The sequence below is a fragment of the Paenibacillus suaedae genome, assembly GCF_032337355.1.
GTDB classification, from domain to species: Bacteria; Bacillota; Bacilli; order Paenibacillales; family Paenibacillaceae; genus Paenibacillus_B; species Paenibacillus_B suaedae.
This window is the reverse complement of record NZ_JAVYAA010000004.1, coordinates 1-23110: the sequence shown is the minus strand read 5'-3', so window position 1 is coordinate 23110 and position 23110 is coordinate 1. Positions and strand designations below refer to the sequence as shown.

General features: G+C 48.1%; 20 protein-coding genes, 8 tRNA genes and 1 rRNA gene. 1 reads left to right on the top strand and 28 read right to left on the bottom strand.

Annotated elements, in window-relative coordinates:
• Positions 1 to 33 precede the first annotated feature (33 nt).
• The 16 genes from RQP50_RS17175 to hprK form a co-directional block, all read right to left on the bottom strand.
• Positions 34 to 1845, bottom strand: a complete 1812-nt coding sequence (locus RQP50_RS17175) for a tetratricopeptide repeat protein (protein ID WP_315746177.1) — start codon at positions 1843 to 1845, stop codon at positions 34 to 36.
• 414 nt (positions 1846 to 2259) lie between these two features.
• Positions 2260 to 2967 carry a bifunctional phosphoribosyl-AMP cyclohydrolase/phosphoribosyl-ATP diphosphatase HisIE gene (gene hisIE, locus RQP50_RS17170; RefSeq protein ID WP_315746176.1) on the bottom strand — a complete coding sequence of 236 codons (708 nt, stop codon included), beginning with the start codon at positions 2965 to 2967 and terminating at the stop codon, positions 2260 to 2262.
• Positions 2964 to 3722, bottom strand: coding sequence for an imidazole glycerol phosphate synthase subunit HisF (gene hisF / locus RQP50_RS17165; protein ID WP_315746175.1), 759 nt, complete (start codon positions 3720 to 3722; stop codon positions 2964 to 2966). The genes hisIE and hisF overlap by 4 nt, the downstream gene beginning before the upstream one ends.
• A 24-nt stretch (positions 3723 to 3746) precedes the next feature.
• A complete protein-coding gene (gene hisA, locus RQP50_RS17160) occupies positions 3747 to 4490 on the bottom strand; it encodes a 1-(5-phosphoribosyl)-5-[(5-phosphoribosylamino)methylideneamino]imidazole-4-carboxamide isomerase (protein ID WP_072730306.1) in 744 nt (247 codons plus the stop codon).
• A gap of 33 nt (positions 4491 to 4523) precedes the next feature.
• A complete protein-coding gene (gene hisH, locus RQP50_RS17155) occupies positions 4524 to 5168 on the bottom strand; it encodes an imidazole glycerol phosphate synthase subunit HisH (RefSeq protein WP_315746173.1) in 645 nt (214 codons plus the stop codon).
• 3 nt (positions 5169 to 5171) lie between these two features.
• On the bottom strand, positions 5172 to 5780 hold the full coding sequence (gene hisB, locus RQP50_RS17150) for an imidazoleglycerol-phosphate dehydratase HisB (RefSeq protein ID WP_072730308.1): 609 nt from the start codon (positions 5778 to 5780) through the stop codon (positions 5172 to 5174).
• Between the two features lie 417 nt (positions 5781 to 6197).
• A complete protein-coding gene (hisD, locus tag RQP50_RS17145; RefSeq protein ID WP_315746172.1) occupies positions 6198 to 7526 on the bottom strand; it encodes a histidinol dehydrogenase in 1329 nt (442 codons plus the stop codon).
• A gap of 72 nt (positions 7527 to 7598) precedes the next feature.
• Positions 7599 to 8252 carry an ATP phosphoribosyltransferase gene (hisG, locus tag RQP50_RS17140; RefSeq protein WP_315746171.1) on the bottom strand — a complete coding sequence of 218 codons (654 nt, stop codon included), beginning with the start codon at positions 8250 to 8252 and terminating at the stop codon, positions 7599 to 7601.
• A gap of 20 nt (positions 8253 to 8272) precedes the next feature.
• A complete protein-coding gene (locus tag RQP50_RS17135) occupies positions 8273 to 9490 on the bottom strand; it encodes an ATP phosphoribosyltransferase regulatory subunit (RefSeq protein WP_315746170.1) in 1218 nt (405 codons plus the stop codon).
• Between the two features lie 276 nt (positions 9491 to 9766).
• Complete coding sequence (locus tag RQP50_RS17130) at positions 9767 to 10948, bottom strand: acyltransferase (RefSeq protein ID WP_315746169.1); 1182 nt, start codon at positions 10946 to 10948, stop codon at positions 9767 to 9769.
• Positions 10949 to 11037: 89 nt separating this feature from the next.
• Complete coding sequence (locus RQP50_RS17125; RefSeq protein WP_315746168.1) at positions 11038 to 12216, bottom strand: acyltransferase; 1179 nt, start codon at positions 12214 to 12216, stop codon at positions 11038 to 11040.
• Positions 12217 to 12308: 92 nt separating this feature from the next.
• Entirely contained in the window at positions 12309 to 13538 is a 1230-nt protein-coding gene (locus tag RQP50_RS17120) for a polysaccharide deacetylase family protein (RefSeq protein ID WP_021252856.1), read from the bottom strand.
• Positions 13539 to 13698: 160 nt separating this feature from the next.
• Entirely contained in the window at positions 13699 to 14205 is a 507-nt protein-coding gene (locus RQP50_RS17115) for an acyltransferase (protein ID WP_315746167.1), read from the bottom strand.
• A gap of 2 nt (positions 14206 to 14207) precedes the next feature.
• Positions 14208 to 14855 (bottom strand): pyrophosphatase PpaX, encoded by a 648-nt coding sequence (gene ppaX / locus RQP50_RS17110; protein ID WP_315746428.1) that lies wholly within the window; start codon positions 14853 to 14855, stop codon positions 14208 to 14210.
• 9 nt (positions 14856 to 14864) lie between these two features.
• Positions 14865 to 16013, bottom strand: a complete 1149-nt coding sequence (gene lgt, locus RQP50_RS17105) for a prolipoprotein diacylglyceryl transferase (protein WP_268626259.1) — start codon at positions 16011 to 16013, stop codon at positions 14865 to 14867.
• Positions 16014 to 16050: 37 nt separating this feature from the next.
• Positions 16051 to 16989, bottom strand: a complete 939-nt coding sequence (gene hprK, locus RQP50_RS17100) for an HPr(Ser) kinase/phosphatase (protein WP_021252860.1) — start codon at positions 16987 to 16989, stop codon at positions 16051 to 16053.
• 379 nt (positions 16990 to 17368) lie between these two features.
• Between hprK and RQP50_RS17095 the strand changes: the two genes are divergently transcribed.
• Complete coding sequence (locus RQP50_RS17095; protein WP_315746166.1) at positions 17369 to 19189, top strand: fibronectin type III domain-containing protein; 1821 nt, start codon at positions 17369 to 17371, stop codon at positions 19187 to 19189.
• A 176-nt stretch (positions 19190 to 19365) separates the two neighbouring features.
• Here the strand turns inward: RQP50_RS17095 and RQP50_RS17090 are convergent, their stop codons facing one another.
• The 12 genes from RQP50_RS17090 to RQP50_RS17035 all read right to left on the bottom strand — a co-directional run.
• Positions 19366 to 20487, bottom strand: a complete 1122-nt coding sequence (locus RQP50_RS17090; RefSeq protein WP_021252862.1) for an ABC transporter ATP-binding protein — start codon at positions 20485 to 20487, stop codon at positions 19366 to 19368.
• Between the two features lie 112 nt (positions 20488 to 20599).
• Entirely contained in the window at positions 20600 to 21718 is a 1119-nt protein-coding gene (locus RQP50_RS17085) for a PucR family transcriptional regulator (RefSeq protein ID WP_021252863.1), read from the bottom strand.
• Positions 21719 to 21825: 107 nt separating this feature from the next.
• A complete protein-coding gene (locus RQP50_RS17080) occupies positions 21826 to 22023 on the bottom strand; it encodes a hypothetical protein (protein ID WP_139295378.1) in 198 nt (65 codons plus the stop codon).
• Positions 22024 to 22100: 77 nt separating this feature from the next.
• Positions 22101 to 22176: transfer RNA gene (locus RQP50_RS17075), tRNA-Lys, on the bottom strand.
• A 5-nt stretch (positions 22177 to 22181) separates the two neighbouring features.
• Positions 22182 to 22266: transfer RNA gene (locus tag RQP50_RS17070), tRNA-Tyr, on the bottom strand.
• Between the two features lie 9 nt (positions 22267 to 22275).
• Positions 22276 to 22351: transfer RNA gene (locus tag RQP50_RS17065), tRNA-Phe, on the bottom strand.
• Between the two features lie 53 nt (positions 22352 to 22404).
• Positions 22405 to 22481, bottom strand: a tRNA-Asp gene (locus RQP50_RS17060).
• Positions 22482 to 22494: 13 nt separating this feature from the next.
• Positions 22495 to 22570, bottom strand: a tRNA-Thr gene (locus tag RQP50_RS17055).
• Between the two features lie 6 nt (positions 22571 to 22576).
• Positions 22577 to 22652 (bottom strand) — tRNA-Val (locus RQP50_RS17050).
• 23 nt (positions 22653 to 22675) lie between these two features.
• Positions 22676 to 22752 (bottom strand) — tRNA-Met (locus tag RQP50_RS17045).
• Between the two features lie 33 nt (positions 22753 to 22785).
• Positions 22786 to 22874 (bottom strand) — tRNA-Ser (locus tag RQP50_RS17040).
• Positions 22875 to 22987: 113 nt separating this feature from the next.
• Positions 22988 to 23110 (bottom strand): 23S ribosomal RNA (locus tag RQP50_RS17035); the annotation flags it as partial.

Genomic DNA, 23110 nt, shown 5'->3' with positions numbered 1-23110 from the left:
GGCCTCCCTTATAATCAAGTATTTATTTTATCTTCATGTAAAGGATTGCTTGATTTTAGCTTCTACCTGACAAGTGTCTTCCATTCGTTTCACATGCTTGGCAACGGTAGTTGCCGATACACCATATTGCTCTGCTGCAAGCTGATAGGACATCTCACGTCGTATCATCTTCGCGATAATGAATTCGATCGCTGCAGCCCAGCTTCCCGCCTTGCCAATTCGTGGCACTTCGTCGGGATATAAGTGCGTAATAAATTCAATCCAAAGCGTCTCTGCATCATGCATCTGAAACAGATCGTACCGCTCTTTCATAGAATCACGCAATATATCTAGTACCTGCTGCCATTGCGACTCCCAGACCGGCAGACGATTTGCAATATGATTACGGTGAACTTGAATATACTCGCCCTTCCATTCTACCTCAATTGGCTCTTCTACCCCATGCATACGAAGCACATATACAGCAACCTGCTTCATGTATGCATCCTGGTCTGGATCCAGCAGCATAGAGCGAAGCGCATCATTAGCCTCATCGTCACCAAGTAAGCTCATCGCTTGGAGTGCCTGAAGCTTGACATCCGGTTCACCGAATCGCAGTGCCCAGAACAATGAAGCTCGTACAAGCGGATCTTTCTTGAGCTGCTGCTCCCAATCCTTGCCGTCCTCTGAACGACCCGAACGACTGCCATCAGTTGAATCAGCCTTCGAAGCAGCCCTACGGCTAGCCTCCTCATAAGGTAGACGATAATGATAGGTTGGCATAGGATCGATATCTCCCTCATCACGCTGCTGCAATCGTTCCATATAGTACGTTGCAATGCCGGAATTGGGATCCAGTCTGCGGCATACTGCCCACCAGCGAGAAGCCTCCTCATATCGACCCAAGCGGCAAGCCGCTACAGCCGCATAATGGTAAATACTCGCTTCCCGCAGCATATGGCCTGTTACTAAGCGGCGCAAATGCTGATAAGCAAGCTCATGCTCATCCAACATACCCATCGTAGTCGCAATCTTGAACAGATGCTCCCGATAGAAGGGCTGAATCTTGCCAATCATCGCAATAAGCTGCTGGACGACAGCTTCATTGCCGGCATGGCGCTCGAATATCGCCAAGTTGCACAATGCATGCAAGTTCCCTTGATCTCTCTCAAGAACGGCATCAAGTGCCTCCCGCGCTTCATCGAACTGCCCCATATAATAATAAGCTAACGCCAGGTTGTTCCATGCGGCCAAATAATCTGGATCCGAATCCACAACCCGCTTCAACAATTTCTCTGCCTCTACGAACCGGCCTGCTTCGAGCAGCATGCGTGCTTCTGCATGCTCATCCTCTGCCTGCTCAGAGATTCCCATCTCTTCGTCGCTCAGCGCTGACGGCAGCTTCGCAGCCGACGATTGAGCTCCCACATTCTGCTCACCGCGATGCTGTGATGAAGAAGACTGCTTCGCCTCGAAACGAATCATTTCGAGCATTTCCTCCGCTTCTTCTGTATACATTCCTGTGAGATCACGGGATAAATACGTCTCAAGCATCGCCTCCGACTCCTCGAACTGCTCCATATAAGCAAAGTTATTCGCCATATAATAGTAGCATTCATTCATATTCGGATCGAGTTCATGCAAGATGTGGTGCAATGTATCGTTAGACTCTTCGAACCGTCCCGCTTCTGCAAGAGTTCCTGCAAGATTGCACTGCAGGATAGGGTTGTCCGGTTCGCACTCCACCGCCTTGCGAAAATATGTCAACGCCTTGTCGTAGTGCAGTCGTTCCAACGATTGTACCGCACGTTCAGAGAACGAAGCAGCATCCATCGGGAACATAACTACCTTGTTCTGTTCTGCCATCGCCAAGGCCCCTCCTGACACTCATATACTGTACACATACCCAACAGTATATCATATTGACGCTCAATTCCTGCATCCCTTTCGCGAAGTCTTTCCAAGGGACAGATTCAAACCTCGCGTTTCTCTGTAGATTCAGGCACAAGCCTCTATATTTCCCATAACCGCAAGGGCCGGAGATTCAGAAGAAGCACATCGGTAATACATTATCAACTTCGATGTATTATTTTTATATAATAATAATTCTTATCTTATTATAACTCAAATCTTGATCACAGGCAATCTGTTGACCCCTATTTAGATATGTTCATATTCAAGTTCACAACCACGCAAACAACGAACAATAGGCGGGCAATTGCATTGCGCACCTCTCATAAGGAACACATGACATCGCCCGCCATCCTATGCAGCTTGTATTCACGACTTTACTTTCCCATTCTGATTATACGTATCCCTTCTAGCCCCACGGTGGCGCGCCTCCAGTACAGATAACACGTCTCCCAGCGCAATGTTGCGTTCGCGTAGCAGAACAAGCATATGGAACAGCAGATCTCCAATCTCCCCAACTAGTTCCTCCTTGTTGTCACTCTTCGCTGCGATCACAACCTCGGTAGACTCCTCGCCTATCTTCTTCAATATCTTATCGAGACCCTTCTCGAACAAGTAGGTTGTATATGATCCCTCAGGACGCTCAATCTGCCGCTGTGCTATAAGGTTCTCCAGCTCTGCCAGCACCGAATTTACAACTGGCGCATGACTCTCTTCTTCCCTCACATATCCCATAAGGCCACTTTCGAAGCAAGTACGGCTTCCGGTATGGCAAGCCGGTCCGCTGGGACTGACCTGCACGAGCAGTGTGTCCTGATCACAATCCACGGTTATGGATACGATTCGCTGCGTATTGCCTGACGTTGCGCCCTTGTGCCACAGTTCTTGACGAGACCTGCTCCAGAATACTGTCTCTCCTGTCTCGCACGACAAGAGCAAGGATTCCTGATTCATATACGCCACCATAAGGACTTCCTTCGTGATGGAATCCTGCACAACAGTCGGCACGAGGCCGTATTCATTCCAACGGATGGATGCGGCCAAGCGTCCTCCATCTACTATTACTTGTTGCGTCATCGTACACGTACCCCCTCTGCGTGAAGCGCCTCCTTCACTTCTGCAATCGATACTTCTTTATAGTGGAATATTGACGCTGCAAGCGCAGCATCGGCATGTCCTTCCGTAAATGCCTCCACAAAGTCACCTGCTCGCCCTGCACCGCCTGAAGCAATAACGGGGATGCCGACAGCATCGGATACTGCACGTGTCAGCTTATTATCGAAACCATCCTTCGTTCCGTCCGCATCCATGCTTGTCAGCAGCAATTCCCCTGCCCCAAGCCGCTCCACCTCTTGTGCCCAAGCCACTGCACGCAATCCAGTAGGTGTACGCCCACCGTGAATATACACTTCCCATTCTCCCCAGGTCTCATTGTACTTGGCGTCGATGGCTACTACGATGCATTGCGACCCGAATCGCCGCGCACCATCCGTTATGAGACTTGGCTGCTTCACAGCCGCTGTATTTATGCCGATCTTGTCCGCACCTGCACGCAGCATGCGCATCATATCATCGACAGAAGAGATCCCGCCACCCACTGTAAAAGGAATCGAGATTTCTCCTGCGGTCTGCCGTACTACCTCCACCATCGTTGCCCTACCCTCGATAGACGCGGAGATGTCAAGGAATACCAGTTCATCTGCGCCCTCCTGATCATACAGCGCAGCAAGTTCCACCGGATCTCCAGCGTCACGAAGCTGAACAAAATTGACGCCTTTTACAACACGGCCATCATTCACATCTAGACAAGGAATTACACGCTTCGCCAACACCGCAATCGCCCCCGTTCCGTATGGCTAGCTTCGTACGGCTGCCTCCAGCCGTACTGCATCTGCCAAATCAATGCTGCCTGTATAGAGTGCCTTGCCAATAATTGCTCCACCTACACCATCAGCCGCATACTTGGATAGAGCATGAATATCATCCATACTGCTGACGCCCCCAGAAGCAATTACGGTCTGCCCCGAGACCTTCGCCAGTTGTACAATTGCCTCGATATTCGGCCCCTTCATCATGCCGTCTCGAGAGATATCCGTGAAGATGAACGTCTTCGCCCCTGCCGCAACAAGCTCAGCCGCAAGCACGCCCGCCTTCACTTCCGAGGTCTCCAGCCAACCACGTGTGGCAACGAATCCATTGCGGGCGTCGATGCCAATCGCAATGCGGTCGCCATACTTGCCAAGTACGGTTTCAACGAAGCCACGATCCTCTATTGCCGCTGTGCCCAATATGACACGCGCCACACCCGCTTCCAGCAGCTGCTCAATGTCCTCAAGCGTGCGCAGGCCGCCGCCAACCTGTACCGGAACCGCTACAGACCGTGCAATTTCACCAATGAGCTCCGCATTGATCGGGCGCCCTTCCTTCGCTCCATCCAAGTCCACCAGATGAATCCAAGAAGCGCCATTCGCTTCCCAACGCTGCGCTACTTCTACAGGGCGCTCATCGTAGACCGTCTCTTGCCCATAATCCCCTTGTACAAGCCGGACACACTTTCCCCCGCGAATATCGATTGCTGGATATATCGTGAACGCTGCCATCTGCCTCGCCTTCCTCTCCCATCATTCTCCTGTCTATGATCTGGCCAGTTGTATGGATTGCCTGCCCGAGCCAGTCAGCGCCAAAAATCTCCCTAACAGGCGTAGTCCCAATGCTCCGCTCTTCTCCGGATGAAACTGCATTCCATATACAGAGCCGCGCCCTACTATTGCCGCGACTTCAACGCCTCCATAGCTGCACGTCGCAAGTACATCTGATTGCTCTTCCGCAACTACTCGGTAGGAATGTACGAAATACACATAACCACTCTCTGCCTCTCCCGCCAATGGATGTGCTGCTTGCTGCCACATCAGCTCATTCCAGCCCATATGCGGCACCTTATAAGATCCGCCCTCGAAACGCACCGCACGACCTGGCAGCATGCCTAATCCCTCATGGTAGCCATGTTCATCGCTTCCCTCGAACAACAGTTGCATGCCTAGGCAGATGCCGAGCATTGGCTTGCCTCCTTCAACTACCTCCTGCAGAGTGGGAATGAGCCCGCTTCCCCGAAGCGCCTGCATGGCATCTCCGTATGCCCCAACCCCTGGAAGAATGATGCCATCAGCAGTCAGCAATTCCTCACGGGAACTGGTCAGGACGACCTCATATCCTAATCGCTCCACTGCCTTGCTAACACTGTGAAGGTTCCCCATCCCATAATCGACCACGGCGATCATGAGCTACAGCACTCCCTTCGTAGAAGGAACACCTTGTACCCGCGGATCAACCGATGTCGCTTCATCAAGCGCCCGCCCTAACGCCTTGAATACCGCTTCAATCATATGGTGCGTATTCTGACCGTAATGAACGATGACATGAAGTGTAATTCTCGCCTCCAGCGCTAATTTCCACAGAAACTCATGCACAAGTTCCGTGGTGAACGTGCCCACTTGGGCGGATGGATAGGAAGCTCTGTATTCGAAATGAGGTCGGTTGCTTACATCGATAACCACTTGAGCCAGTGCTTCATCCATCGGAACAAACACAGACGCATACCTCTTGATCCCCGACTTGTCGCCCAAAGCCTCTCTTAATGCAAGCCCGAGACAAATGCCGATATCCTCAACTGTATGGTGATCATCGATGTCGATATCACCGGTAGCATCGACCTTCAGATCAAAGTGACCGTGCTTCGTAAATAAATCCAGCATATGCGTAAGGAACGGAACGCCAGTATCCAACTCACTTTTTCCCGTCCCATCAATCGAGAATGACAACTGAATATTCGTCTCATTCGTCTTGCGGGCAATATCCGCTTGACGTATACGGCTAATCGCTTCCTGTACCATTAAAAGTTCCGCCCTTCTGTTGAAGATTGCAGTTTTTATTCTTACTTTCTATGATCAAAAATCCGCTATTCCAATATAAGTTTCGCAGCTCGTTGACTGCACCTAGCTTCTCACGGTTCCTTCTCCACTGTTCCCTGTCTTTCACTGTCTCTCTTTACTTTCCGTGCCGCTCCGCCCGGTTTCTATTTATGTTCTCCACTCTATCTCTAAGTCTCTATGATCTCTATAATTTCTATCTCTATAATTTCAGAATCCCTTCTATGTCTGCTAAATCAGCCATCTTTACTATTTCTACTATCGCTGCTATCTCTACTATCTCTTTTATTGTCACTATTCTTACTATCGTTATTGATATAGTACTGCTGTTATTCCTGCGATTTCTGTTGCTGCTGTTTTCTCTTAATCCTACTCTTACTGCTATCGCAACTGTTCTATGACGCTTTGTGTAGCTTCAAACCCCACGCTTGACTGCTCTTGCAGACGAACCTCAATTGCCCTGGCATGCCCCTCTAGCCCTTCGTGGCGAGCCAGTTCGATAATGGCCGCCCCATTCGTCAGCAGTGCTTCCTTGCTGTAACGAATTAAGCTCGACTTCTTCATAAACATATCTACATCGACGGGGGAAGAGAAGCGCGCGGTTCCATTCGTCGGAATAATATGGTTCGGTCCCGCGAAGTAATCTCCAACCGGCTCAGAGCTGTAAGCACCAAGGAAGATTGCCCCAGCATTCTCTATGAGCCCGAGCCACTCCATCGGCTCTTCCGTCATGATTTCCAAATGTTCAGGAGCCAATCGATTCACGACTTTGACGCCCTCGCGCAGATCCTCAACCACGATAATTGCCCCGTATTGTTCTATAGAAGCAGAGGCAATGTGACGGCGAGGCAGTTCCTTCAATTGACGTTCAACCTCGATTGACACAGCTTGAGCCAGATCCATGGAGTCTGTCACCAGGACAGCCGATGCCATCTCGTCATGTTCAGCCTGGGACAATAAATCAGCTGCCACAAATACAGGATTAGCCTGCCTATCCGCTAATACGACAATCTCTGAGGGCCCCGCCATACTATCGATATCAACGACCCCATACACTTCGCGTTTCGCCAGTGCTACGAAGATGTTCCCCGGGCCGCATATTTTATCTACTGGGGCAATTGTATCCGTCCCATAAGCTAATGCAGCAATCGCCTGTGCACCGCCAACCCGATACATTTCCTTTACACCCGCTTCGGCAGCCGCTACGAGTATGTATGGATTGATTCCTTCCGTCCCACCAGTAGCTGGAGGAGTGACCATTACGATCTCCGGTACTCCTGCTACTTGAGCAGGAATCACGTTCATGAGAACAGATGACGGGTATGCAGCTTTGCCGCCTGGCACATATACACCTACGCGTTTCAGTGGACGCATAATCTGTCCAAGCAGAGTCCCATCTGGTTCGAACTCCATCCATGATGTCCGCTTTTGTCGCTCATGGAACCGTCTGATGTTGCTTGCAGCTTGACGAATGGCCACTAAGAACGCTTGATCAACCTGCTCGTAAGCCAGCGCAATATCCGACTCTTCTACACGAAGCTGTCCTTGGGTAATGGCGACCTTATCGAACTCCCTAGTATATTTGATTAGTCCTGCATCTCCCTCATGCCGCACATCGCTAACAATCCGCTTTACGCTGCTCAATTGCTCGGGGGTGCCGTAATCAATTTTCCGATCCAGGCTCCAATCTGCTGCTTGTATGATCCGCATCTCACTCTCTCCCTCCTAATCCCCTGCTGCAATAGACTTCGATGCTCATCTAGACTGATGACTAAGAACATCCTAACGAATGGCCGCTGACTTCTCCAATGTCTGGGGCACAATCCGTTGAAGCCGTTCGCACAAGCTCTGAATGGCCTCGCTCTTCATGCGATAACTTACCTGATTGGCGATCAGTCGGCTTGTAATGCCGAACATCTCCTCTAGCTCTACCAAGCCGTTCTCTTTCAGTGTCTTGCCTGTCTCCACCATATCCACAATTCGATCAGCCAGACCAATCAAGGGAGCCAGCTCGATGGAACCATTGAGCTTAATCACCTCTACTTGCTGACCTTGCTCACGAAAATATTGAGAGGCTACATTCGGATACTTCGTTGCGACCCGCAAGTGGCTGACCGGCTTCCATGATGGCAATCCGATGACCGACATCCGGCAGCGTGCAATCCCTAGATCCAGCAGCTCGTATACATCCTTGTTTTCCTCCATTAATACATCTTTGCCAACGATGCCGATATCAGCCGCTCCATACTCCACATAAGTCGGGACATCAACAGGCTTCGCCATAATGAACTGCATGCTCGCTTCCGGCACATCTATAATCAACTTGCGCGACTCATCCTCATCCTCTGGAACATAGAGTCCAGCTTGACGGAACAAGGCAGATGCCTGCTTGTAAATGCGGCCCTTAGGCATTGCAACCTTAAGCCAATCTTGCATAAGTCGTTCCTCCTTCGTCGTCAAGCACGGTTCGTGAAAGCAAGCACCTTGCTTCCTCGATCACCACATGTATCGGGCTGCACCCCCGCCTCAACACTTACGTCCAATCGTTTCTCACCTTCAGAATCGATATATTGCGTTACCACTTTCTTGCCTTCCTTCCGCAGACGTGCCGCTTCCCGGAATGCCTCCTGACGGTGAAGCTCATCATATTGAATAGTGAGTATCGCTATATCTTCATCTGCTGCATCTCTATTAATGGACAAGGCATCTACAATACGGGTCGTCTGAAGAGCAAATCCAGTTGCGGGCGCCGAGCGACCGAACTGCTGCAGCAAATTATCATACCGTCCTCCGTTTAAGACAGGGAATCCAGTATCCGCCGCATAACCTTCGAATATCGTACCTGTATAGTAGGAAAAGTCACCTAGCATCGTTAAATCCAATACTATATGGTCTTCCACCCCGTAGGCTTCCAGCACATCCCACACTTTCTCTAAATGATGGATGGATTCCATCATCGCTGGCACATCAGCTATGCCCCGAGCTGACTTCAGTACATCTCGGCCTCCCCGCAAGTGCAGCACTTGCTCCAGGCAGCCTCGATGCTCTTGATCTATAGGCAAGTTATGAATGAGCTCTCGATAACCAACTACATCCCGTTGCACTAGGCGCAGCTTCAATTGTGTCTGTACCTCGTCCTGCTGAGGGAGTGCATATTCGAGCAGCCCTTTCAAAAAGCCATGATGTCCCAGTGCGACCTTAAACCGTTCAATCCCCGTTGCTTCTAAGCAAGCAATCGACAGCGCTATTACCTCAGCATCAGCATCAGGAGACCCATCCCCAATCATCTCTGCCCCTGTCTGGTAGAATTCAGCTTCACGTCCCGCCTCCTCCTCCATTGAGCGGAACACATTCGCATGGTAAGACAATCGAATAGGGTACGGTTCCTTGCCGAGCAAGGATGCCACAACTCGCGCTATTGGTGCAGTCATGTCAGAACGAAGCACCATTGTTGTGCCGCGTTGATTCAACAACTTGAATAGCTTGTGATCAGAGGTAGAGCTCGCCGTGCCTACCGTCTCGTAATATTCCATTGTCGGTGTAATAATTTGTGCATAGCCCCAGCTATCCATCGTGCAAAGTGCTTTCCTTTCTACTGCACGTAACCGGCGCACAGCTTCTGGCAAATAATCACGAACACCCGAAGGCTTCTCGAACATTCTCGGCTTTGTCATTGCGTCACCTCGGAATTAGATGCTTTAGTGAGTTAATATATTAACATGTTACCTTATTAGCAAACCAAAGAATTTTACTGGTAATATTATCACGTAATATTCTCATCGTCAATCCATTTTCAACGCAATTCCCTTTATTTCTCTCCTCCCCCACAATCCCCAGCCCGAGCTTCCTGCACAAAAGAAAAGGAACACCCTCTATCCTTGCAAGCTGCAAGAATAGAGGGTGTCCCTTAATTGTAGAAGATGCATACATTTCCTGCTCTTCTGGTGGCGTTAAGAAGCATTCGTACTCCGAATCATTTCAACTGCTGAAGTCTGAATCTTCCGATTCTGCATCCAATCCCGTGGCGGGGCCCCTAATCCAAATGAAGCGCCCGGTATAAATCGAAGTGCCCCATACACGATGATCCATGACATTCCGAGGGCGAACACATAACCACTGAAGATGAATAATGGATATAGCGAGGCGCTCCCCCTATGCCACGGAAACTGTCGATATAGGGCAAGGAATGCGGGATGAATGAGGTAAATGCCGAAGGATAGATCCCCAAGCTGAGACAGTAGTCTTCTTCCGAGCTCTGGTAGACGGCGTTCCAGATAGAAGGCAAGTTGGATGAGTACAATTGCAGATAACAACGTATGTCCGTTCCAGAGCAGTTCATAAATAAGTGAGTTCATCTCTTTGCCCGTGGAGCGTGTCCAATACCATATCTGCACATGCAGCAGCGCGAATCCAAGCCATAACAACCAGATTGAACCTGTTATCAGCTTATAGCGTACCGAGCAGACTCGTCCCCAAGAATCAAGCCAAGGGCGTACTTTATGAAAGTTAATTCCTAAGTAAGCACCTGCAAAATAAAAGCTTATGTATGACAGCGAAATACTCCCATTTGCCGGAATTTGCACGCCATATTTGTTCCATAATACATACCCCCATTGCAAGGCCAAGCCGAGTGGGATGGCCCACGCGACAACTCGCCGGGAGCGAAATAGCATTAGCAGCAAAGGGAACAATAAGTAGAACTGTATACTAATAAACACAAAATACAAGTGCGTATATGCAGTTCCTGTTAATAGCTTCGTAACGAACACAGGTAATGCTTCACTCCACGAACGCTCTGGATACCAAGTTACCTGCACAAGCATAAAATAGAAGACTGAGCAGATTAGATAAGGTATAAATACATAGCGAAATCGATTCTTATAGAACTTCCCCAGCACCTGAGGCTGCAGCTTATCTCCACCACCATAGTTATAGAAGAGCACCATGCTGCTAAGTAAAATAAATGTTGGTGTACCGTACTTGAAAAAGATGTTGAAAAAGGTATACCCGTAAAATAAGCTTGATGTCTTCATCATCGCTGCGGTTTCCGAAGTTGCATGGACACTAATAACACCAAGCATGGCAAGTGCGCGCACGATAGAAAGAGTCGAAATCCGTTCTTTCCGTGCCACTATTGCATCCCTCCATTCACTTTGCGGGGTTCGTTATACGATCCAACTTCATGAGGATAGACCTTTGCCTTTGTATGTATTGTGATAACCTAATTTGGAGGATGCACTGTCGTCTGTGTTGGTTGGTTCTGCCTCTGTACATTCCCGCTTCTTTTTTTCGGTACAGCCCCAAAGAACATCCAACTGAACGGAATATAGCGATGACATAATTCTACAATAGCCCAAGACAGAAGGAACGCACACAGGAACCCTCCCCCGATATACAGCGCATAACTAATCGAGTCTCCGCCTCCTAGCGGAATCTTGCGATAGAGATATAAGATCACGGGATGAATCAGATAAATGCCGAATGAGACATCTCCGAATCTAGTAATTAACTTCACGAATCTCTCAGGAAATCTGCGTTCAATGTATTGAGATAATTGAATGAGTACGACGCACGACAGCAAAGCGTGGGCATTCCAAGCTGCCTCATACCATAACGTATTGAAGCGCATACCATATTTATAAGTTGCATACCATAGCTGAACATGGCCGAGTGAAGCCGCAATCCACACGAGCCACACCACCGCCGTAATCCAGCGATCACGTCTGCTGCCTTCAGGAGTTAGTGCATTGAACCAACCTTGTATGCGGTTCCAATACACACCGATGAACGCCCCTACCATGACATAGATCGAGTAGGACACAAGCAGGCTCCCCTTGTATACAATATGCAGGTCTAGCTTGTTCCAAATGACAAAGCCCCAATGTAGGGCAAATCCAATAGGAATGGCCCATATCGCTGATTTTACGGAGCGAAAGAAGTACAATATAACCGGAAATATCAAATAAAATTGAATTAGAATAATGACATAGTATAGGTGTGTGTATGCTGTTCCTTTAATTAAGCTGACAACATAGGCCTGTAAAGTATCTCCCAGACCACGACTGCGATAGGCAAGCCAATGATTCAACAAAAAATAGCAAGTAGAACAGATTACATAAGGAAGAAGAATTAGTTTTAATCGTTTAGTGTAGAATTCCTTTAAGGAGCTCCCTGAGGTTAATCCTTTGTCGCAATAATTATAAAACATGACGAAGCTTGTCAGCAGCAAAAAAGCAGGAACAGCAAATTTGCTGAACACATTTAAAAAATTATAGACAACAAATGAATCGGTTGTCTGTGTCGCCTTAATCGTCTGCGATGTTGCATGGATGCACAGAACTGCCATCATCGCGATAGCTCTATATATCGATAAAGATGAAATGCTCGACTTATTGCTCATGTCATCTATTCTCCCCATACCGAGGAATCAAGGGTGTCGAATCTAAGCGGTACTCGGCAAATAATAAGTTTATCGTAAGACAACGTTCGAGGTTATTTCCCGGGAAACAACCTCACAATTTGTTGAACGTCGTCAATTTCGTATTTTATACCGAATAGTTGATGAAGCTGGTGCAGTGACAGGTACCAAATGTCCTTTTTTTTAACCGGCGTAAGCTCGGAATATATGGGTGCTTGATCCCAACTTACTGTATATGAAGTCTTTGCGCGCCCAAGCTGCACATTTTTCCCCTTGTTCCCCATGCGTTCTAATAATTCTGATGTTCGAATTTTCTGATTGCCTGCATTTATACGGAATCCATTTGTTGTCGTCCGTTGATTGATACCTGGCTTCACCGTGAAGGTAACATGGATACCGAGCTGCTTGCACACTTCCAATACATCCTTGTTATACGCTCCGTACGGAAAAGCAACCACACTATACGTATTGCCAAGCATCTGCTTTAAGCGATCTTCAGCTCGCTTAAGATCCTTTTTAACCTTCGCTGTAAATTCCGTGCGTGTCTCCTTGCGATGCAGCTTCTTCAAATATTCTGGCTTGGACAACATCGGTCTCAAGGAACCCTGCTCATTAACCACCGTATATACATGCGAATTGTACGTATGGCTGAAGAAGCTCATTCCATTTCGCTTCATCTCACGCATCTGTTCCCATGTCAGCTTCGGTCGTCCGGCACTCTTGCGGTTGTCAATCGTAGAGACAATGACGAAGTTCGTCGCAGGTATATGGTACTTCTGCATGATCGGGTACACTTCTGTATAGAAAGATTCGTACCCATCGTCGAAGGTCATCAAGACCGCATTCGGTGGAACCGACCCTCCATGAAGCATAAAGTTCATATACTGATCCATGGAAATGAAATGATAGTTATTATGGAGTAAAGCCTGAATCTGCTCTTCCAACTGATTCGGTGAAATAAATGTGACGTTATCTGGATTCTTCTGAACATTGTGGTACATCAGTGTCACTACTTCATCACGATAATGGACTGGTGTATACACCCATTGTGAGTCCAGATTATCCGTTGGTGCCAGGTCTAATTGCTTGTCTGTCGTACGCACTTGAATGCCGAAGGCATTCTTCAGGGCGTCGGCTGGGACATACCATTCATTCCCCATTAACAATGCCTGCTCTTCCGAACCGTTGTACCCGTCCCATACAATACGATGTGATAGCGCCTGTACCCCATCCGTATTCAAGAACAACGTGCTGCTTAGAAGAGCTATGAGCAATATGACACCTACAGTGCGTTTCTTTCGCATGTCGAACTTCCCTCTTCTTCCAGTAACATTACATTTATTTTAATCTAACATACTTCGCAAGTGTTGTCATTTTTGTTTCCATATTCAAATTGTTTGTAAATACCAAAAAAAGTGGCAGGTGGGGAGCCCCTTTCCTACCACTTCTCAGCTTATCCTTCTATTATGAGGATGCTTCTATCATGAGAGCTGCATCACGAATAACCCGCATGGGATTGCCGCCAACCATTTGACCAGGCAATACGTCTTTGTGCACGACCGTTCCCGTCGCGACAACAGCGTGATCCCCAATCGTGACACCCGGCAGGATCGTACTATTAGCTCCAATCATCACATGACTGCCAATCCGAACCGTTCCAAGCCGATATTCGTGTATCAAATACTCATGTGCCAAGATCGTGGAATTATAGCCGATTATCGTATTATCCCCAATCTCGATTCGTTCAGGGAAAAAGACATCCACCATCGCCATTAGACCGAAGGCTGTGCATTCACCTACCTTCATGCGCAGCAGCTTGCGATATATCCACAACTTCAAACGCAAGGAGGGGCTGTATCGTGCAAGCTGAATGCAAATGAAATTCCACATTCCCTTCCAAGGACTGACGGTTCGGTAGATTTGCCATAGACTGTTCGGCCCTTCGACAGGATGCCGCTCCACATCTCTCACTTCTATTTCCGCTCCAATCCGACCAATGCGTACAGATCCCGCATGTCATGAATAATATGGCGTGGCTCGTATTGGCGAAGGACAGTTTCTCCCTTCAGCGACCAAGCTACACCGCATGATATTACGCCGGCAGCGTTCGCAGATAGAATATCAGCCGGACTATCACCAACCATAATCGTCTGTGCTGGATTTGCCTGCAGTGCTTCAACGGCTCGCAGCACCGGTTCAGGATGCGGCTTCGGATGATTGACATCTTGTACAGTAACAATCGTGCTTAAGTAATCAATGAGTCCGAACATACGCAGCGCCCGCTCTGTTGTCGCCCGCATTTTTGTCGTCACGACACCAAGCTGAATGCCTGATGCATGCAAATCCGCCATCACTTTCTTCACATAAGGAAACTCACGAACAAGCTCATCATGGCGTTCTAAATTGTATTTACGATACGCTGCTACCAGTTCATCCACCTGATCCTGCCCTGTAAAAATTCGAAGCTGCTCTTCAAGCGTTAATCCCATACTCGGGATAATATGTTCACGAGTGAACGGTGACGGCGTCTTGTCCCGCAGAACGTGGAGAAATGTCTCGATAATCAGCTCGTTCGTGTCGATAATCGTGCCGTCTAAGTCAAACAGTACCGTTCGTATCATTTTCATTAATTACTCCTTCTTGCTCTCGTTATGATCTTTTTGTTGATTATCTTTCGCTTCATTCCCATCATCAATGTCTGATGATTCCTGCACAGCTTCGGTGTGTGCAGTTTCGGTTTTGACAGTTTCAGTTTGTGCATTGTCTGAATGCTCTTCCGCAGATGCTCCTGCCTCATGTACATTCTCTTCGGCCTTATCCACCTGTGTAGTTACTTCTTTTTCCATGCTACCAGCAGCCTCCGTACGAAGGGTAGACACAATCGGCGCATGATAAGGAACTCGCGCGGCACCAGTCATCCGACGAATGATAATCGTAATTACACCGGCCACAATCAAGAAGATCGCGAGTAGCTGCGAGATACGTACATTTCCATACGCAGGATCAAGGAAGCCTGGCTCGAATACAACCGTCATTGGCGACCACAATCCATCAATAAGCGACACTACCCAGTCTGAACCTTGGTAAGCCAAGCTATCCGTGCGAAGGCCTTCGATAAAGAATCGGCCGATGGAATACCAGATGAGGTAGCTGATGAATACTTCACCACTGCGAACACTACGCAGACGTCGCAAGCCGAATAACAGCAACACTCCTATGAAGCTCCACAGAGACTCATACAGAAAGGTAGGGTGATGGAATGTGCCTTGGACGTTCATTTGATTCACAATAAAATCAGGGAGGTGCAAGCTATTGCGCAAAAATGATTCCTCAACCGGCCCTCCATATGCTTCTTGATTCACATAGTTCCCCCACCGTCCAATCGCTTGTCCGATGAGAAGTCCTGGTGCACAAATATCTGCAATCCGCCAAAAAGTATATCCTTTCTTACGGACATAGATGAGCGCGCAGATGACTGCACCTATGAGAGCACCGTAGATGGCAATGCCCCCGTTCCATATTTTAAAGACATCTACCCAATTGTCCTTATATTCATCCCACTTGAACGCGACGTAATACGCGCGTGCCCCGATTAATGCGGAGGGTACACCGAACAATACCAAATCCATAAAGAAATCTTGGGATATGCCAAATCTCTTCCCTTCCCGAATCGCAAGCAGCAGCCCAACCAGTGCAGCGGTACCAAGAATAATCCCGTACCAATGCACTTTCAATGGTCCGAGCTGAATGGCTATCGGGTCTAGCAGCATTGTTGCCATTCTCTACACTCCTTCATTATATAGGCTACACTGATGATCAATCGAAATCGTCCATATCCTCGGCAATCGTTTCCGTCAGCTTGTTCGTAAACTGCAATGCCGCATTGTAACCCATACGCTTGAGGCGATAGTTCATGGCTGCTACCTCAATAATAACGGCCAAGTTCCGACCTGGGCGAACTGGTACGGTAACGAGAGGAACATCCGTATCAATAATTCTCGTTGTCTCTTCATCAATGCCGAGACGATCATATTGCTTATCTTGCTGCCAATTCTCTAGAGAGATGACCACGCTGATTCGCTTATTGTTCCGAATGGCACCTGCCCCGAACAACGTCATCACGTTAATGATGCCGATACCGCGAATTTCAAGCAGATGGCGGATCAGCTCTGGTGCCGAGCCGTGCAATACATTGTCAGAAGTTTGGCGGATCTCTACCGCGTCATCCGCGACTAGACGATGTCCGCGTTTGACCAGCTCTAGTGCTGTCTCGCTCTTACCAATCCCGCTGCCGCCAGTAATTAGCATACCAACACCGTATACATCGACCAATACACCATGAATGGTAGCCGTTGGTGCCAGCTTCTTCTCAAGGAAGCTCGTAATGCGGCTCGATAGAATCGTTGTTGCGGTGCGCGAGCGCAGCAGAGGCACTCCCTGCTCCTGACATACGTCGAGAATTTCCTGCGGAACCTCGAGTCCTCTTGTTACGATGATGCAAGGCATCTCTTCCGAGCAGAACAATTGCATACGCTCTCGCTTCGTTTCGGGGGAGAGCATTTCGAAGAAGGCAAGCTCAGTCTTACCAAGAAGCTGTACTCGTTCCTTCGGGTGATATTCGAAATATCCGGCCATCTCTAGGCCTGGGCGATGTAAATCATCAACAGTAATTGTTCGCTTCAAGCCTGTATCGCCAGCCAGCACCTCCAGGTGGAACTGTTCCACCATCTCGGAGACCTTTACCTTTTTGGCCATCGTCGTTCACTCCTTCGTCTCCGGCATTGCTCACAATCGATTACGTCCTGTTATGATGCCAATAATGCCGTATCTCTTTGTATTCATCGTATAGGAAAAACTAGCTTTTTTCAACGTTCCTTCTTTCGCAAGCACAACCTGGGCATATTCCACGATTTTTTTCCATATTTGTTGAAGGGATGCAGGAAAATCACCCTATCTCCACGAATATTCCAAACTACCTATCGATAAGGAGGTGTATGATATTTATCCCGATTCCCGTACCTGGCTGATAAATAGGTTAAGCGAGCAGGACGATGAATCCGAAATCCACCTATGACGACTTCCTTGTCAGGCCCATTCGTCCATAACCTTATATTTGAACGAAGGAGGCAATCATATGAAACGAAGTTCCTTACGTCTGTCAATGAATCCGCTTCCAAAATCACTTTCAGCTCTTGTTCTTGTTTTTATCCTCTTGTTGTCACTCTTCCCTGCCACTGTCTTAGGGGCAGCAGCCCCATGGTCACCGAATACAGCCTACAAAACTGGGGAACTCGTCTCCTATAGCGGCAAGACTTATGCTTGCATTCAGCCGCATACTTCACTAACCGGCTGGGAACCACCGAATGTCCCTGCTTTATGGAAGCTGTCAGCAGATGAGCCTGTTGACACGACACCTCCTGCAGCCCCAACCAATCTGCGCGCATCTTCAATTGGCATTACTGAAGTCGTATTAGCCTGGAACCCAGCTACGGATAATGTGGGCGTCGTATCTTACGAAGTGTATAATGGTTCACAACTGGCAGGCACTACGAATACCACATCGTACACTGCCAAAGGACTTACCCCAGACACAGCGTACTCATTCAGTATCAAAGCCCTCGACGCTGCTGGCAACCGGTCAGAAGCGAGCAACAGTCTGGCCGTCCATACGAATACGGCCCCTGTGGATACAGAACCCCCAACTGCCCCAACAGGATTACAACTGTTGTCTGCTACACCAACCAGTATAACCCTCTCGTGGAATGCATCGACCGACAATATTGGCGTCGCCGGATATGATATTCTCCTTAACGGAACCAACGCTGCTTCAACATCCAACACGACCTACACATTGACTGGGCTCACTGCAGCCACCTCTTACACGATTCTCGTTCGTGCCTACGACGCTGCCGGCAATCGTTCTGCGGACAGCAACATTCTTACTGCTGATACCCCTCAAGTTCCGATTGGCAGCGGCTCAAAACAATTAATCGGCTACTGGCATAACTTCGATAATGGATCGACCAATATCCGCTTAAAGGATATATCTCCGCGCTACGATATCATCCAGGTTGCATTCGCTGAGCCAATCGGCGATCGAGTAACAATGGCCTTCACTCCTTACAACGCAACGAAGGAACAATTCAAGGCTGATATCGCTTTACTTCAATCCCAAGGCAAAAAAGTGCTTATTTCGATTGGTGGGGCAAATGGAACCGTCGAACTCACCTCTACCACAGCTAGAGATAGCTTCGTACGTTCTATGAATGATCTCATTCAAGAATATGGATTCAACGGAATCGACATTGATTTGGAAGGAAGCTCGCTTGCCTTGACTGGTGCCGATACCGACTTTAAAAACCCAACGACCCCGAAGATTATTAATCTCATTAGTGCAATCCGTACGATTCTACAAGGAAAATCCTCAGACTTCATGCTAACTATGGCGCCAGAAACTGCATATGTACAGGGTGGCATGGTTGCATACGGTGGCCCATGGGGAGCTTATCTGCCTGTAATTTATGCGTTTAAAGATCGCTTGAACATCCTTCATGTTCAACATTACAATACAGGCTCCATAACCGCACTGGATGGACGTTCCTATAGCCAGGGCACAGCGGATTTCCAAGTAGCTATGGCTGAAATGCTGCTGCAAGGCTTCCCGGTCAACGGCAACGCATCCAACCGCTTCCCAGCATTGCGCGAAGACCAAATCGCCATCGGCTTGCCAGCTGCTCCAGCTGCAGCAGGCGGCGGTTATACATCACCTGCAAATATCGATAAGGCATTGCAATATCTCGTCAAGGGAACATCGTACGGAGGGACCTATCAATTGATAAAATCCTCAGGCTATCGCAACTTCCGCGGAGTCATGACCTGGTCCATCAACTGGGATCAAGCAAGTGGGAACAACTTCTCCCAGCCTGTACGCACCACATTGAATGGGTTGCAGTAATTGGGGGACTATGGATCTAAGAAATTCAAGAACAGGCCTCGATTTTGAGCAAAAATAAAAGCGGTTCAATCTTCCACGATCCGAACATCCATACTTCACTGAACATACAGATTACGAAACAAAAACATGCAAAAAAGGCTGGCCCTCAGGGCCAGCCTTCTATTTATTGTATCCAATTAGCTTTCGAACAAGTTCAACTCGGAATCTTTGTCGAAAATATGGATTTTGTTCATGTCGATAGCAAGCTTCACGTTTTGGCCTTCTTTCGCGTTAGAACGTCCGTCTACACGAGCGATAACCGTTTCCTTGCCTACACCTGTCAAGTACAAGAACATTTCATGACCCATGTTCTCTGTAACTTCGATAGCTGCAGAGAAGATGCTGCTTGGGGAAGCTTCCAAGAATACTGGCTCTTCATGGATATCTTCGGAACGCACGCCGAGAATAACCTCTTTGCCTACATATCCTTTTTCCTTCAAAATTTGTGCACGGCCTGCAGGAACTGCTACATCCAAGCCAGTCGCCTTGAAGCGGAAGTTGCCGCCTTCTTCAGACAATACACCTGTAATAAAGTTCATTGTAGGGGATCCGATGAATCCTGCAACGAACATGTTAACCGGATGATTGTACAATACGTCCGGGGAAGCTGCTTGTTGAATGATACCGTCTTTCATAACAACGATACGGTCACCCATCGTCATCGCTTCGATTTGGTCATGCGTTACGTAGATAACAGTTGTTTGCAAACGCTTAGCAAGCTTGGAGATTTCCGCGCGCATTTGACCGCGCAATTTTGCATCCAAGTTGGAAAGTGGTTCGTCCATCAAGAATACTTGTGGTTCACGAACGATCGCACGACCCAAGGCAACACGCTGACGCTGACCACCGGACAAAGCCTTAGGCTTGCGATCAAGCAAGTGCTCAATGTCCAAGATGCGAGCTGCTTCACGAACGCGCTTGTCGATATCTTCTTTTTTGAACTTACGCAGTTTCAAACCGAATGCCATGTTCTGATACACGTTCATATGCGGGTACAACGCGTAAGATTGGAATACCATCGCGATATCGCGATCTTTAGGAGCAACGTCATTCACAAGGCGGTCGCCAATGAACAATTTACCTTCAGAGATTTCTTCAAGACCTGCGATCATACGCAGTGTTGTCGACTTACCGCAACCAGATGGGCCTACCAATACGAGGAACTCTTTGTCTTGAATGTCCAGGTTAACATCCTTAACTGTTGGATTATCTGAACCTGAATACTTCTTGTAAATATGTTCTAAACGTACGCCTGCCATGTGCGTTTCCCCCTTATAGTTAGATACAATGTAATCGGTTACTTTCGATACATTTATCTTACCGGAACCCTGTACAAATGACCATACACAAACTGCACAAAAAATGAATGGCCTATTTTGTTACTTTGTACAATAGCAATATCAATTTTACCAACACAGCATCCGTAAATTGACGAACGTCCAACCCGGTCTCATGTTTAATCTTATCTAATCGGTATAATAGCGTATTACGATGGATATAGAGACGCTTGGCTGTCTCGCTTACACTACAGTCATGCTGGAAGAACGTATCCAGCGTAGACAGTGTTTCTACATCATTGAAGCTGTCTGCCTTCGTAACGACACGCTGCAGAAACTGCTTACGAACCGCATCTGGTATACTGTTGACAAGCCGTTCTAGATGCAGCTCCCATGGAAGATGAATATTGTCTGTGACATGGAACGTCCGCCCCAAGTACATCGTTTCTCTCAGCTGGCTAACGACCGACGGCATACCCTTCACCGGTGCAAAAGGATACCCAATGGACAGCTGGCTGTCACCTACCCATTCACTGGCCACCAGCTCATACAGTCCCAGACAAAAAGAAGTAAGTTGCTCTTCCATCGTCTCCTTCGTTTCTACATCCTCGTCTGCCTCACTAACTTGAATCAGTTGCTCGGGACATAAGATCAGCCACTCCTTATCCGATAAAGGAAGGAGGATCAATTCTCCGCCAAAATAAGACTTGAGCAGTTTATATAAATGCTTGTACCCTGGCCCATCTCGATGAGCATGTTCCGCAACAAGCAAGAAAGGCACTGTCTGTGTGAACATTTTCGTCTTCCATGAGAAGGAGTCCGGAATTTCCGCGGCCGTATCTCCATCTCGCATGTGCTCGATGATCCATTGACCGATTAGATAGGCCTGCTGCTCATCCGTGACATGAACCGTATCCATCGCCGATTTCGGTTGATGCTGCATCAACAGCACTAATTCAAGCCATTGCAGCTCTTGTCCCGATAGCGATTTCCCTTGCAGCTTCATGACTTCGGTTGTTGTCTTACCCTGCTTCCATAACAAATACCATTCCTCATCATGCTTCACCATCGTACGAGGAGATGGAGTTCCATCCTTCACTCCCACAGCTGCTGATATCCAATCTTCCCACTGTGCCGTTGATATGTGTTGCGACTCTAAGCGCATACCTGTTAGTCGCTCGATTTGCAGTTGTAATGCTTGCTTATCCATCATCGCTCTCAACCCATTTCATCCAGCATAAATTACTTCCATTGTACCATATCAAGATACAAAAAAACCGGACTGGCTAATCCCAGTCCGGTACTTATGTATGATGAGTGTTATATGGGTTGTTTAGCAGCCTGTTTGTTTTGTTTCATTCTCATCCATTCTTCTGCAGCCAACACGGCCACTATACTGCACGCATAAATAATACCCGCTATCCTTGGCTTCCCGATTGCGTCAAAACATTTTGCAATACCAAAGCCAATAAACGTAGTTGCCAGAAACACAGTCACTCGTATTATCCACTTGTTCATGCTGTCTTCACCTACATTCGGTATAGTTGTGAACATACAAAAAAACCTCAGCTTCCGCTGAGATTGATTAAATAAACTGGTGAGCCATGAAGGACTCGAACCTTCGACACCCTGATTAAAAGTCAGGTGCTCTACCAACTGAGCTAATGGCTCGCAAATGGTGGAGGCTGATGGATTCGAACCACCGAACTCGTAGAGAGCAGATTTACAGTCTGCCGTGTTTAGCCACTTCACTAAGCCTCCGCATTTACATGGTGGCTTGGGACGGAATCGAACCGCCGACACAAGGATTTTCAGTCCTTTGCTCTACCGACTGAGCTACCAAGCCGTATTCAATTAAAAAAAGTGGGGATTGACCTCCACTTTTACTTGAAATAAAAATGGCGGAGCTGACGGGATTCGAACCCGCGGTCTCCTGCGTGACAGGCAGGCATGTTAGGCCTCTACACCACAGCTCCAGGATGGTTAAAATGGTGCCGGCGAAAGGAGTCGAACCCTCGACCTACTGATTACAAGTCAGCCGCTCTACCAACTGAGCTACACCGGCATATTATGGTGGACGCTGACGGGATCGAACCGCCGACCCTCTGCTTGTAAGGCAGATGCTCTCCCAGCTGAGCTAAGCGTCCATGTTGTTGTAAGAAAGGTAATATGGTAGCGGCGGAGGGAGTCGAACCCACGACCTCACGGGTATGAACCGTACGCTCTAGCCAGCTGAGCTACACCGCCATATTATCATCAATTGTATCACCAGAATATAACTGGCGGAGAGAGAGGGATTCGAACCCTCGCGGCTGTTACACCCTAACGCTTTAGCAAAGCGTCCCCTTCGGCCTCTTGGGTATCTCTCCAATTCGTTAAGGTGCGCAATACGCTTGTCCACCGTATTATACGCGATTCATGATACAATTACAAGGTTTGAACCTTGAAAACTGAATGCGAAAGTGTCATGCTCTGAATCAAATAGGATAAGCCCTCGACCGATTAGTATTGGTCAGCTCCACACATTGCTGTGCTTCCACCTCCAACCTATCTACCTCGTCGTCTTCAAGGGGTCTTACTAATTGGGAAATCTCATCTTGAGGGG